Source organism: Leclercia sp. LSNIH8 (assembly GCF_002920195.1).
Taxonomy (GTDB): domain Bacteria; phylum Pseudomonadota; class Gammaproteobacteria; order Enterobacterales; family Enterobacteriaceae; genus Enterobacter.
In genome coordinates, this window is record NZ_PQJY01000009.1 from 152982 (window position 1) to 165484 (window position 12503).

A 12503-nucleotide genomic window follows, 5' to 3' on the forward strand; every position below is an offset into this window, starting at 1 on the left:
TAGTCAGCATGAAAAAAAATCGCGCTTTTTTGAAATGGGCAGGGGGGAAATACCCCCTGCTCGATGATATTCAAAAACACCTGCCAGACGGCGAGTGTCTTGTCGAACCCTTTGTTGGTGCGGGCTCGGTATTTCTCAATACCAACTACACCCGCTACATCCTTGCGGATATCAACAGCGACCTGATCAGTCTTTACGAAATCGTAAAAGAGCGTACCGATGAGTACGTCGATGAGGCGCGCAAGCTCTTTACGCCAGAGAACAACACCCCGGACGTTTACTATCAGCATCGCACTGAGTTTAATCAGTGCCAGGATAAGTTCCGCCGTGCGCTGCTGTTCCTCTATCTTAATCGCCACGGTTACAACGGCCTGTGCCGGTATAACCTGCGTGGTGAATTTAACGTGCCGTTTGGACGCTACAAGCGCCCCTATTTCCCTCAGGCTGAGCTGTATCACTTTGCTGAAAAAGCGCAGAATGCGGAGTTCCATTGCCTCTCGTATGAAGAGTGCATGAACCTTGCTGACGCCAATTCGGTGGTTTACTGTGATCCACCGTATGCACCTCTGTCTGCTACGGCGAACTTTACCGCTTATCACACCAACAGCTTTAGTCCTGCCGAGCAGGCGCATCTGGCGGGGATGGCGGAAAAGCTGGTCAGCAAAAGTATCCCGGTGTTAATTTCGAATCACGATACGCCCGATACGCGCGAATGGTACAAGGCCGCGAAGCATTTTCAGGTCAAAGTCCGGCGCAGCATCAGCAGCAACGGCGGCACACGTAAAAAGGTGGACGAACTGCTGGCTCTCTATCTGCCCTGAGCCGTTTCGCCCGCCGTTAAACAAAGTTCAAGGAGATGCGGATGAAACAGTATTTGATTGCACCCTCAATTCTTTCGGCTGATTTTGCCCGGCTGGGCGAAGATACCGCGAAAGCACTGGCTGCCGGTGCGGATGTCGTTCATTTCGACGTTATGGATAACCACTACGTGCCTAACCTGACCATCGGCCCGATGGTCCTGAAGGCGCTGCGCAATTATGGCGTGACCGCACCCATTGACGTGCACCTGATGGTAAAACCGGTCGATCGCATCGTGCCGGATTTTGCCGCCGCAGGAGCCAGCATCATCACCTTCCATCCTGAAGCCTCCGAACACGTTGACCGTACGCTACAGCTGATCAAAGAGCACGGCTGTAAGGCGGGCCTGGTCTTCAATCCGGCCACGCCGCTGAGCTACCTGGATTACGTCATGGACAAGCTGGACGTGATCCTGCTGATGTCCGTTAACCCGGGCTTTGGCGGGCAGTCTTTCATTCCGCATACGCTGGATAAACTGCGGGAAGTACGTCGCCGTATCGACGAGTCTGGCTTTGATATCCGCCTCGAAGTGGATGGCGGCGTGAAGGTGAGCAATATCGGCGAAATCGCGGCGGCGGGGGCAGATATGTTTGTCGCGGGTTCGGCTATTTTCGATCAGCCGGACTACAAAAAAGTCATTGATGAAATGCGCAGTGAACTGGCGAAGGTAAGTCATGGATAATTTGCAGGCAATTCGAGGTGTTGCATTTGACCTCGACGGTACGCTGGTGGACAGCGCACCGGGTTTAACCGCGGCGGTCGATCAGGCGCTGTACGCGCTGGAACTGCCGGTGGCGGGCGAAGAACGTGTGGTAACGTGGATCGGTAACGGGGCCGACGTGCTGATGGAGCGCGCGCTGACCTGGGCGCGTCAGGAGCGTGCTGTTCAACGTGCGGCGCAGGGCAAACCGAGTGTCGATGATGCAGACATCCCCCAGGAAGAGCAGGTGCGTATCCTGCGTAAGCTGTTTAACCGTTTTTATGAAGAGACGGTGGAAGAGGGCAGCTTCCTGTTCCCGGATGTGGCCGCTACGCTGAGCGCGCTGCATGCTCAGGGTTTGCCGCTGGCGCTGGTGACCAACAAGCCGACGGCGTTCGTCGCCCCCCTGCTGGAAGCGCTGGATATCGCTCGCTATTTCTCGGTTATTGTCGGTGGCGACGATGTGCAGAACAAGAAGCCGCATCCCGAACCGCTGCTGCTGGTGGCAGGAAAATTATCCTTAACGCCTGAAGCGCTACTCTTTGTGGGGGATTCGCGTAATGATATTCTGGCTGCCAGGGCCGCAGGCTGCCCTTCCGTTGGCCTGACCTATGGTTATAACTATGGTGAATCCATTACGCTGAGTGAGCCGGATTTTGTCTTCGACCACTTCAAAGATTTGTTGCCCGTTCTCGGGCTTTCGCACAGTGAAAATCAGGAATTGAAAAATGACTAAGCCCATCGTATTTAGTGGCGCACAGCCCTCAGGTGAACTGACCATTGGCAACTATATGGGTGCGCTGCGTCAGTGGGTTGGCATGCAGGATGATTACCACTGCATTTATTGCATCGTGGATCTGCACGCTATCACCGCGCGTCAGGATCCTGAGAAACTGCGTAAGGCCACGCTGGATACGCTGGCGCTCTATCTGGCCTGCGGTATCGACCCGCAGAAAAGCACCATTTTCGTTCAGTCTCACGTGCCGGAGCATGCGCAGCTGGGCTGGGCCCTGAACTGCTACACCTACTTTGGCGAACTGAGCCGCATGACCCAGTTCAAGGACAAATCGGCCCGCTATTCTGAAAACATCAACGCCGGTCTGTTTGATTACCCGGTGCTGATGGCCGCTGACATTCTGCTGTACCAGACCAACCAGGTGCCGGTGGGTGAAGATCAGAAGCAGCATCTGGAGCTGAGTCGTGATATCGCCCAGCGCTTTAACGCGCTGTATGGTGATGTCTTCAAAGTGCCGGAGCCGTTTATTCCGAAGTCCGGTGCCCGCGTGATGTCCCTGCTGGAGCCGACTAAAAAGATGTCCAAGTCGGACGATAACCGCAATAACGTTATCGGTCTGCTGGAAGATCCGAAATCGGTGGTTAAAAAGCTCAAACGTGCGGTTACTGACTCAGATGAGCCGCCTGTGGTGCGTTATGACGTGCAGAACAAAGCGGGTGTCTCTAACCTACTGGATATCCTCTCTGGCGTAACGGGCCGCACCATTCCGGAGCTGGAGCAGCACTTCGAAGGCAAAATGTACGGCCATCTGAAAGGCGAAGTGGCGGATGCGGTCTCTGGCATGCTGACCGAACTGCAGACGCGCTATCACCAGTTCCGCAATGACGAAGCTTTCCTGCAGAAGGTGATGAAAGAGGGTGCCGAGAAAGCCAGCGCACGTGCCTCTGAAACGCTGAAAGCGGTCTACGAAGCGATTGGGTTTGTGGCGAAGCCTTAAGCTTGTTTGCCGGGTGGCGGCTTCGCCTTACCCGGCCTACGGGAAATAAAAAAACCGGGAATCTCCCGGTTTTTTTATTGCCTGCGAAACGATTACTGATTTGCTGCCGGGCCGCAGCCACCGATGATCTTGGAAATAGAGATCGCCGGGTGGAGCAGGTAATCGTAGCTGCAGTTATTTTTGGTGTTTTGCACGTGGCCAGTGCACGCCGTCAGGGTTGTTAAGATGCCTGCAACCAGGGCAATCTTTGCCAGTTTGAACATAACGCTTCCTTGTCTGTAACTTGAGGGAATATATAGAAAATGTGCTTTCGCGGAAGGTATGTTATCGGCAGCGTCAGGAGAGGAGTAGTCCATTACAGGACTACTCATTTAGCGGGGAATATGTTCAGCCTGGCTTAGTGGTTCGAAAACCAGTTGAGTTTGTCACGCAGCGCCACCACGCGACCCACCACGATCAGCGCCGGGCTTTCAACCTGCTGCGCCAGCTCGCCCAGCTGGGTTAACACGCCGCTGACCACGCGCTGTTTAATCGATGTGCCGTTTTCCACCAGCGCAACCGGCATTTCCGCATCCATGCCATGTTCCAGCAGTTTCGCCTGTATCGTCGCCGCCTGGTTCAGCCCCATATAGAAGACCAGAGTTTGTTTCTCTGCGGCCAGGTTGTGCCAGTCCAGTTCACTGCCGGTTTTCAGGTGGCCGGTCACCAGACGCACGCTCTGGGCGTAATCGCGATGAGTCAGCGGAATGCCGGAATAGGCGGAGCAACCGGAAGCAGCGGTGATACCCGGCACCACCGAGAAGGGAATGCCCGCTTCGCACAGCGTTTCCAGCTCCTCGCCGCCGCGCCCGAAGATAAAGGGATCGCCGCCTTTCAGCCGCACCACGCGTTTACCCTTTTGCGCTTCACGCAGCAGGATCTGGTTAATCTCTTCCTGCGGAACGCAGTGATAACCGGCGCGCTTGCCGACAAACACCCGATCGGCATCCCGGCGCACCAGGTTCATAATGTCGTCAGAGACCAGGCGGTCATAGACCACGATATCCGCCTGCTGGATCTGCTGTAGCCCTTTCAGGGTTAACAGGCCGGCATCGCCCGGACCGGCGCCCACCAGTACCACTTCGCCCCGGTGATCGAGCGGGGCATTGATCAGTTGCTCGGTGGTTTCATCCACGGCCTTGTGATCCTGATTCGCCAGCGACTGCGCCAGCCGATCGTTCACAAAGAATTTTTCCCAGAAGCGGCGACGTTCGCCTACGGTGGCAAACTGCTTTTTCACACGGCTTCGCAGCTGCCCCGCATAGTGGGCCACCTGGCCTAAATGCTGCGGCAGAATGGCTTCCAGCTTTTCGCGTAGCAGGCGCGCCAGTACCGGCGAGGTGCCGCCGGAGGAGACGGCGACCATCAGCGGCGAGCGGTCGATAATCGACGGCATGATAAAACTCGCCTCTTTCGGCGCATCCACCACGTTGCAGAAGATTCGGCGAACTTCACAGGCGTCGCTGACGCGCTGGTTAACCGCATCATCGTCGGTGGCGGCGATGGTCAGCCAGCAGGTATCGAGCAGCGTTTCGTTGAACTCACCCTCAACGAGGGTGAGCATCCCTTCCTGCGCCCACACGGTGAATTGCGGGGCAAAGTCGAGGGCATTGACGGTAAGTCGGGCACCTGCGTCTAACAGCAGGCGGGCTTTGCGTTCAGCCACATCGCCACCACCTACAAGCAGGCAGTCACGATTGCGTAATTGACAGAATATTGGCAGGTGATCCACGACATTACCTCTTACTGGTTGGCTTTCGCCTGAACGGTTGCGATGGTTGCAGGAGTCGGACGCTCCGCTTTAGGGGTAGCATACCAGTAACCCCAACCCATAAATACAACCCCGGAAAGGGTATTGCCAAGCGTTACCCACAACAGGTTATGGCCGATACCTGACAGGGTGTACGCTTCGCTGTGGTGACCGAACCAGGAGAGGGCAAACAGCGTCATGTTGGCGATGGAGTGTTCGTAGCCAGAGGCGATAAAGGCCAGCAGACACCACCAGATCGCGATGAACTTCGCGGCGCCGTCAGTACGGATTGCCATCCAGATAGCCAGGCAAACCAGCCAGTTACAGAGTGCGCCTTTAAAGAAGAGCACCATCGCCGGGGCGGTAGTTTTTGCCAACGCGACGGTGTGCACGAGGCTGGTGTCGACCGGCAGCAGGCTTCCGCCGCCCCAGCTATACAGCAGCGCGACAAACACCGAGCCCACCAGGTTACCGAGCCAGGTCTGCGGCAGAATGCCCCACATCTGGCCCTGAGTGATGGTGCCCGCTTTTACGCCGAGCGTCAGGAACATGGTGTGACCGGTGAACAGCTCAGAGCCAGCGATGATGACCAGCGTCAGAGCGATCCCGAAGGTGGCGCCCATCACCAGCGGACGCACAGACGGATCGACGAGGTTACCAAGAGTGAAAATTAAAATGATCCCCAGGCCGACATAGGCGCCCGCCATGGCGGAGCTGATCCAGAAACCGAGGGGACTATTTTTACTGAGGCGTGCGATGCGCGCAGCATTAGCCGCACACTTATTGATAGTGTCTGTAAACATTTGATTATCCAAAATAATGAAAGAAAGAATAAGTAAGTTGTAGGCCGGATAAGGAGCTTGCTCCGCCATCCGGCAACTGCCCGGCGGCGCTGTGCTTGCCGGGCCTACAAAATCAAAATCAAAACAAATAGCGGGGGCGTTGCACCCCCGTATCAATCAGCCTCGCAGCTGCACCTTGCCGTCCTTCACGCGAACATCATAGTGCTTCACGGAGCGGGTTTCGTCTTCCATACAGTGGCCGTCGCTCAGGCGGAAACGCTGCTTTTTCAGCGGGCTGGCAACCCACAGCTCACCCTGATGCTCAGCGATGATCCCGCGGGAGAGCACGCTGGCCTCGAAGAACGGGTCGATATTGCTGATGGCAAAAACCTGTTCGTCGTGGCGCGGACGGAAAATGGCAACCTGCTCATGACCTAACAGCGCGCACACGCCGGTGGCAGGCAGGATCTCGTCGATGTTGCAGATGTTGACCCACTGGCTCATACGTTTTCCTCCACCAGCATGACCGGAATACGTTCATATGGCGTTGCCGGGCGATGTTGCTCACGCTCAGGCACGACCTGCACGCTCGGATCGCGCTGGTTGCTGTTGATAAAGTGTTTGAAGCGAACCTGCGCCGACGGGGTGTTGACGGTTTCAGTCCATTCGCAAATCACGGCGTCGCGCAGGCGAGCCATCTCTTCTTCCAGCGTCGCGTTCAGGCCGAGCTTGTCGTCGATGATGACGGACTTCAGGTAGTCGATGCCGCCTTCCAGATTATCCAGCCACGGCGCGGTACGGGTCAGTTTGTCCGCGGTACGGATGTAGAACATCATGAAGCGGTCGAGGTATTTGATCAGCGTTTCACGGTCGATATCCGCCGCCAGCAGATCTGCATGGCGTGGTTTCATCCCGCCGTTACCGCAGACGTACAGGTTCCAGCCTTTCTCAGTGGCGATGATACCCACATCTTTACCCTGCGCTTCGGCACATTCACGGGTACAGCCGGAGACACCGAACTTCATTTTGTGCGGGGTGCGAATGCCTTTGTAGCGGTTTTCCAGCTCGACGCCGAAGCCGACGCTGTCGCCCACGCCGTAACGGCACCAGGTGCTGCCGACGCAGGTTTTCGCCATACGCAGCGCTTTGGCATAGGCATGACCGGTTTCGAAGCCCGCTTCAATCAGCTGACGCCAGATTTCCGGCAGATCATCTTTCTGCGCACCGAACAGACCGATACGCTGGGAGCCGGTGATTTTGGTGTAGAGGTTAAATTCGCGGGCGATGCGGCCCACCGCCACCAGCCCTTCCGGGGTGATTTCGCCACCGGCAGAACGTGGGATCACCGAGTAGGTGCCGTCTTTCTGGATGTTCGCCAGGAAGTTGTCGTTAGTGTCCTGCAGCGGCGTGTGCTGTGGTTTGAGCACATACTCATTCCAGCAGGAGGCCAGCAGAGAACCGACGGTCGGTTTACACACTTCACAGCCGTAACCCTGGCCATGTTTTTGCAGCAGCTCGTCGAAGGATTTGATGCCTTCAACGCGGATCAGATGGTACAGCTCCTGGCGAGAGTAAGCGAAGTGCTCGCACAGGTTGTTGTTCACTTCGATACCCTGTTTCGCCAGCTCGGCGTTGAGCACCTGGGTCACCAGTGGGATACAGCCGCCGCAGCCGGTACCGGCTTTGGTTTCCGCTTTCAGCGCCGCCACGGTGTGGCAGCCTTTGTTGATGGCAGAAATCAGCATGCCTTTGGTGACATCGAAGCAGGAGCAAATCTGCGCGCTGTCGGGCAGCTTATCGACACCGATAGAAGGTTTGCCGCTGGCCGCATGAGCAGGCAGGATCAGCGCATCCGGGTTCTCCGGCAGTTCGATAGCGTTCAGCACCAGCTGCAGCAGGTTGCCGAAATCGCTGGTGTCGCCTACCAGCACCGCGCCGAGCAGGGTCTTGTTATCTTCGCTGACGATAAGACGTTTATAGACCTCTTTGCTTTCGTCGAGATAGACGTAGCTGCGGGAGTTTGGCGTACGGCCATGCGCATCGCCGATACCGCCCACGTCCACGCCCAGCAGTTTCAGCTTGGCGCTCATGTCCGCGCCTTCGAAGGCGTTTTCATTGCCGAGGATATGGTCAACGGCGACCTGCGCCATTTTGTAGCCAGGGGCGACCAGACCGTAGACGTGGTTTTCCCAGCTGGCGCACTCGCCGATGGCGTAGATATCCGGATCGGAGGTCTGGCAGGTAGAGTTGATCATGATGCCGCCACGCTGGGCAACCGCCAGGCCGCACTGGGTAGCCAGCTTGTCGCGCGGGCGAATACCGGTGGAGAAGACGATAAAGTCGACTTCCAGCTCGCTGCCGTCGGCGAAGCGCATGGTTTTACGCGCCTCGATACCTTCCTGCACGATCTCTTTGGTATTTTTGCTGGTGTGAACTTTCACACCCATGCTCTCAATTTTGCGTTTGAGCTGCTCGCCACCCATGTGGTCAAGCTGCTCTGCCATCAGCATCGGGGCAAATTCGATGACGTGGGTTTCAACGCCTAAGTTCTTCAGTGCGCCAGCGGCTTCGAGGCCGAGCAGGCCGCCGCCGACCACCGCGCCGCGTTTACTGCGACGGGCGCAGGATTCGATGGCGTTGAGATCTTCAATGGTGCGATAGACGAAGCAGTCCTGGGTTTCCGAGCCTTTGATCGGCGGGATCCACGGATAGGAGCCAGTCGCCATGATCAGCTTGTCGTAAAAAACCGTGCGTCCCGCACTGGAATGAATCACTTTTTCCTGACGGTTGATGGTGATAGCGCGCTCGCCCACCAGCACCTTCACGCCATGTTTCTCGTAAAAACCTTCGCGCACCAGAGAGAGCTCCTCGGCGGTGTGGTGAGAGAAATAGGAGGAGAGGTGCACGCGGTCGTACGCCTTACGGGGTTCTTCACAGAACACGGTAATGTCGAACTGGGCGGCATCGGCTTTATCGAGAAGATCCTCAATAAAGCGGTGACCGACCATGCCGTTACCGATAATAGCGAGTCTGACTTTGCTCATTTTTGCCTCGATTTCTTTTCTATTACTGCCTACCTTAACGATTCAGCAACGGCGCTTATTGATGCAAATCAAATACGCCTTCAACTACTCCTTATAGGGTAGATAACTGATTTGTCAGGTTTTTTATAAGTCGTGGAAATCGCAGGCTTTTCATAATCGATGATTATGTGTACAAATCAGGAGGCTAATTTTTAATTTCAGCTACTCCTGAATTTCAGCCCCCATCTTAGGGAGAATATGATGTCTACAGCACCGCTTTGGCTTATTCAGAACATTCGTTTACCGGGCCGTGACGGCTTTTGGCAGCTGGCTATTGAGAACGGTCGTTTTGGCGAAATCACCCCGACGGGCGAAAAGCAGGTTGAGAGCGATGAAGTGTTGAATGCCCGCGGAGGGTTAGCCATTCCGCCTTTTATCGAACCGCATATCCACCTGGATACCACCCAGACCGCAGGTGAGCCGAACTGGAACCAGTCCGGGACGCTGTTTGAGGGCATAGAGCGTTGGGCAGAGCGCAAAGCGCTGCTCAGCCATGAGGATGTTAAAGCCCGGGCCTGGAAAACCCTGAAGTGGCAGATCGCCAACGGCATCCAGTTTGTGCGCACCCATGTGGATGTCTCCGACCCGACGCTGACCGCCCTGAAAGCGATGCTGGAAGTGAAGCAGGAGGTCGCCCCGTGGGTGACGCTGCAGATTGTGGCCTTCCCGCAGGAAGGGATTCTCTCTTACCCGAATGGCGCGGCGCTGCTGGAAGAGGCCTTAAAGCTGGGGGCGGATGTGGTGGGCGCCATCCCGCACTTCGAATTCACCCGGGAGTATGGCGTCCAGTCCCTGCATATCGCCTTTGAACTGGCGAAGAAGTACGACCGGCCGCTGGATATTCACTGCGATGAAATCGACGACGAACAGTCTCGGTTTGTCGAAACGGTGGCGACACTGGCGTATGAGGCCGGGATCGGCTCGCGCGTCACTGCCAGCCACACCACCGCCATGCACTCTTACAACGGGGCTTACACTTCGCGGCTGTTTCGTCTGCTGAAGCTCTCCGGGATTAACTTTGTGGCCAATCCGCTGGTGAATATCCACCTGCAGGGGCGCTTTGATGATTATCCGAAGCGGCGCGGCATTACCCGCGTGAAGGAGCTGCTTGAGGCGGACGTCAACGTCTGCTTCGGTCATGACGACGTGTTTGATCCGTGGTATCCGCTGGGCACCGGCAATATGTTGCAGGTGCTGCATATGGGGCTGCATGTCTGTCAGATGATGGGGTATCAGCAAATTGATAGCGGACTTAACCTGATCACCCATAACAGCGCCAGAACGTTTGGGCTGAGCGATTACGGTATTGCGACGGGGAATCCGGCGAATCTGGTGATTCTGCCCGCGGAAAGTGGCTTTGAGGCGGTGCGTTGTCAGGTGCCGGTGCGCTGGTCGATTCGTCAGGGCAGGGTCATTGCCGCCACGCAGTTAGCCCAGACCTGGGTGCAGATGGACAGCGGTGGAGAAGAGGTATGCTTTACCAAAAACAGCCCCTTCACTGAGCGCAAAGGGGCGTAAGGATTAGTGCGACACTGCCGCCGCGTTATGCTGGCGGTGGCGGGTGACGAAGCCCAGCACCAGGCACATCACAAATACCACGGCATAAAGACCATTGGCGGTGTGTAACGCTGCCAGCGGGCCCTTGTGCGCCACAATCGGGCCGGTCACCACGAAGGTCAGCATGGTGCCGATGGTGCCGCAGGTCAGCACGAAGTTAACCAGCTTCGGCGAGGCCACTTTGGTCTGCAGGGAGCCCAGAGTGATGATCGAGGTGTAAATGGCGCTGGAAAAGAAGCCGAGCGTCAAAATGAACCACGGCATCTGCTCCGGGGAGCCGTTAATAAAGAGGTACATCAGCACGGTGGCGACACCCGCCAGCACGGTGAGGATCCGCTGCAGATCGAAGAAGCGCAGGATAAAGCTGAACGCCCACATGCCGAACATGTACGACATCCAGAAGTCACTCACCAGCTTACCGGCATCGTTCAGGCTCATCCCCAGACCTTTGGCATACTCCGGTACCCAGGAGATAAAGCCCAACTGGCCCAGGATGTAGCAGAGGGCGGCGACGGAGAGGAACAGGACGCCAATCCCCCATTTTTCTTTCACCACCGGCTCGCTGGTGGTCTGCGCTTTTTTGCCCAGAACCGGAAAGTCACAGCCGAAGGTCAGAATAAAGATCGCCACGTAGACCAGACCAATGCAGGCGTAGACCCAGTACCACTCAATGCTGCGGGCCAGCAGCGCGGCGGCCACAATCGGGAAGATCATCCCTGCCATGCTGAAGAAGGAGTCGGTGAAGAGCAGTCGCGCGCCGCGCTGGCGGCCTTCATACATGTGGGTGATGAGGAATGTCCCGATGGACATGGTGATGCCGCTGACCAGACCCAGCACAAACATGGCGGCGGAGAACAGGGCGATGCTGTGGCTGAACATCAGACCCGCCACGGCAAGGACCATCAATACAAAGCCAAAACGCAGCTGAGTTTTCAGCGGGACGATTTCCATCAGCCAGGCATTGAGAAAAATGGAGATCAGGATCCCGGCGTTAAGAAAGGTGAAGGTGTTACTCATGCTGGAAACGGGCAGGTTGAAATAGTCTGCGATATTTCCCATCACCATCCCGGTGACAATTACCAACGCACCGGTGAGGGCGTAGGAGAAGAAGCTGATCCATGTGAGCTTGATACGATTGCTGTTAGTCATGACTGGCCTGTGAATAGAAGTGTAAAGCGCGTTGACTGCGCTGCGAGCGGCCAGATTTTAATCGTGAATGTGATCTAATTAAATCTTTTAGGACAAATTAATCATTCATTGCATAAAAAAGGGTGATATTAATCACGTTAAGGTCGCTGGCATGACTTTGCCGGACGGTTACATCTGTTTCAAATAGGTAAAATTAGGTAAAGGGCTGGCCTACGTTCATACTGCTCTTTAGAATCAAGCCATTCGCTTTCTTTACTGCGCTTTGTTAAGGAATTCTCATGCTCAAATCAACCCTGGCGGCTGTCGCGGCTGTACTCGCTCTTTCAGCCCTCTCTCCTGCTGCGCTGGCAGCGAAAGGAGACCCGCACGTTCTGTTGACCACCTCTGCCGGCAACATTGAGCTGGAACTGAACAGCCAGAAAGCTCCCGTTTCTGTGAAAAACTTCCTCGATTATGTCAACAGCGGTTTTTATAACGGCACCACGTTCCACCGTGTGATCCCAGGCTTTATGGTGCAGGGCGGCGGCTTCAACGAGCAGATGCAGCAGAAGCAGCCAAACCCGCCAATCAAGAACGAAGCGGATAACGGCCTGCGTAACACCCGCGGCACCATCTCCATGGCCCGTACCGCCGATAAAGACAGCGCAACCAGTCAGTTCTTCCTCAACGTGGCGGATAACGCCTTCCTCGACCATGGCCAGCGTGATTTTGGCTATGCGGTGTTTGGTAAAGTTGTGAAAGGCATGGATGTGGCCGATAAAATTTCTCAGGTACAGACGCACGACGTCGGTCCTTACCAGAATGTGCCGTCAAAACCGATAGTTATCCTCTCTGCGAAAGTCCTGCCTTAAT

At 56.0% G+C, this 12503-nt stretch carries 12 protein-coding genes; 6 read left to right on the plus strand and 6 right to left on the minus strand.

Annotated elements, in window-relative coordinates:
* The first annotated feature begins 8 nt into the window (after positions 1–8).
* The 4 genes from dam to trpS are packed head-to-tail and all read left to right on the plus strand — an operon-like array spanning position 9 to position 3291.
* On the plus strand, positions 9–821 hold the full coding sequence (gene dam, locus C3406_RS21190; protein WP_103824818.1) for an adenine-specific DNA-methyltransferase: 813 nt from the start codon (positions 9–11) through the stop codon (positions 819–821).
* Between the two features lie 41 nt (positions 822–862).
* Positions 863–1540, plus strand: coding sequence for a ribulose-phosphate 3-epimerase (gene rpe / locus C3406_RS21195; protein WP_103824819.1), 678 nt, complete (start codon positions 863–865; stop codon positions 1538–1540).
* Complete coding sequence (gene gph / locus C3406_RS21200) at positions 1533–2294, plus strand: phosphoglycolate phosphatase (protein ID WP_103824820.1); 762 nt, start codon at positions 1533–1535, stop codon at positions 2292–2294. Before rpe ends, gph begins: the two co-directional genes overlap by 8 nt.
* Positions 2287–3291, plus strand: coding sequence for a tryptophan--tRNA ligase (gene trpS / locus C3406_RS21205; protein WP_103824821.1), 1005 nt, complete (start codon positions 2287–2289; stop codon positions 3289–3291). The genes gph and trpS overlap by 8 nt, the downstream gene beginning before the upstream one ends.
* Positions 3292–3383: 92 nt before the next feature.
* Here trpS and C3406_RS21210 read toward each other — a convergent pair whose 3' ends face one another.
* The 5 genes from C3406_RS21210 to nirB form a co-directional block, all read right to left on the minus strand.
* Positions 3384–3554 carry a YhfL family protein gene (locus tag C3406_RS21210; protein WP_032614785.1) on the minus strand — a complete coding sequence of 57 codons (171 nt, stop codon included), beginning with the start codon at positions 3552–3554 and terminating at the stop codon, positions 3384–3386.
* 134 nt (positions 3555–3688) lie between these two features.
* Positions 3689–5062: a siroheme synthase CysG gene (gene cysG, locus C3406_RS21215; RefSeq protein WP_103824822.1), complete on the minus strand. Its 1374-nt coding sequence runs from the start codon at positions 5060–5062 to the stop codon at positions 3689–3691.
* 11 nt (positions 5063–5073) lie between these two features.
* Positions 5074–5883 carry a nitrite transporter NirC gene (nirC, locus tag C3406_RS21220; protein WP_103177295.1) on the minus strand — a complete coding sequence of 270 codons (810 nt, stop codon included), beginning with the start codon at positions 5881–5883 and terminating at the stop codon, positions 5074–5076.
* Between the two features lie 156 nt (positions 5884–6039).
* Positions 6040–6366, minus strand: coding sequence for a nitrite reductase small subunit NirD (nirD, locus tag C3406_RS21225; RefSeq protein ID WP_103177294.1), 327 nt, complete (start codon positions 6364–6366; stop codon positions 6040–6042).
* Positions 6363–8906, minus strand: coding sequence for a nitrite reductase large subunit NirB (gene nirB, locus C3406_RS21230; protein ID WP_103824823.1), 2544 nt, complete (start codon positions 8904–8906; stop codon positions 6363–6365). Before nirB ends, nirD begins: the two co-directional genes overlap by 4 nt.
* Positions 8907–9146: 240 nt before the next feature.
* On the opposite strand from nirB, the gene C3406_RS21235 reads away from it, so the two are divergent.
* Complete coding sequence (locus C3406_RS21235; RefSeq protein ID WP_103824824.1) at positions 9147–10463, plus strand: cytosine deaminase; 1317 nt, start codon at positions 9147–9149, stop codon at positions 10461–10463.
* A gap of 3 nt (positions 10464–10466) precedes the next feature.
* On the opposite strand, the gene tsgA is transcribed toward C3406_RS21235, so the two are convergent.
* Positions 10467–11651, minus strand: a complete 1185-nt coding sequence (gene tsgA / locus C3406_RS21240; protein WP_103824825.1) for an MFS transporter TsgA — start codon at positions 11649–11651, stop codon at positions 10467–10469.
* Positions 11652–11929: 278 nt separating this feature from the next.
* Here tsgA and ppiA point away from each other — a divergent pair, with 278 nt between their 5' ends.
* On the plus strand, positions 11930–12502 hold the full coding sequence (ppiA, locus tag C3406_RS21245) for a peptidylprolyl isomerase A (RefSeq protein ID WP_103824826.1): 573 nt from the start codon (positions 11930–11932) through the stop codon (positions 12500–12502).
* The last annotated feature ends 1 nt before the right edge of the window (position 12503 follow it).

Excerpts from the sequence above, each read along its gene's own strand:
- trpS (WP_103824821.1), top strand. The coding sequence starts at position 2,287 with ATGACTAAGCCCATCGTATTTAGTGGCGCACAGCCCTCAGGTGAACTG.
- C3406_RS21210 (WP_032614785.1), bottom strand. The coding sequence starts at position 3,554 with ATGTTCAAACTGGCAAAGATTGCCCTGGTTGCAGGCATCTTAACAACC.
- nirB (WP_103824823.1), bottom strand. The coding sequence starts at position 8,906 with ATGAGCAAAGTCAGACTCGCTATTATCGGTAACGGCATGGTCGGTCAC.
- ppiA (WP_103824826.1), top strand. The coding sequence starts at position 11,930 with ATGCTCAAATCAACCCTGGCGGCTGTCGCGGCTGTACTCGCTCTTTCA.
- rpe (WP_103824819.1), top strand. The coding sequence starts at position 863 with ATGAAACAGTATTTGATTGCACCCTCAATTCTTTCGGCTGATTTTGCC.
- tsgA (WP_103824825.1), bottom strand. The coding sequence starts at position 11,651 with ATGACTAACAGCAATCGTATCAAGCTCACATGGATCAGCTTCTTCTCC.
- nirC (WP_103177295.1), bottom strand. The coding sequence starts at position 5,883 with ATGTTTACAGACACTATCAATAAGTGTGCGGCTAATGCTGCGCGCATC.
- C3406_RS21235 (WP_103824824.1), top strand. The coding sequence starts at position 9,147 with ATGTCTACAGCACCGCTTTGGCTTATTCAGAACATTCGTTTACCGGGC.
- gph (WP_103824820.1), top strand. The coding sequence starts at position 1,533 with ATGGATAATTTGCAGGCAATTCGAGGTGTTGCATTTGACCTCGACGGT.
- dam (WP_103824818.1), top strand. The coding sequence starts at position 9 with ATGAAAAAAAATCGCGCTTTTTTGAAATGGGCAGGGGGGAAATACCCC.
- nirD (WP_103177294.1), bottom strand. The coding sequence starts at position 6,366 with ATGAGCCAGTGGGTCAACATCTGCAACATCGACGAGATCCTGCCTGCC.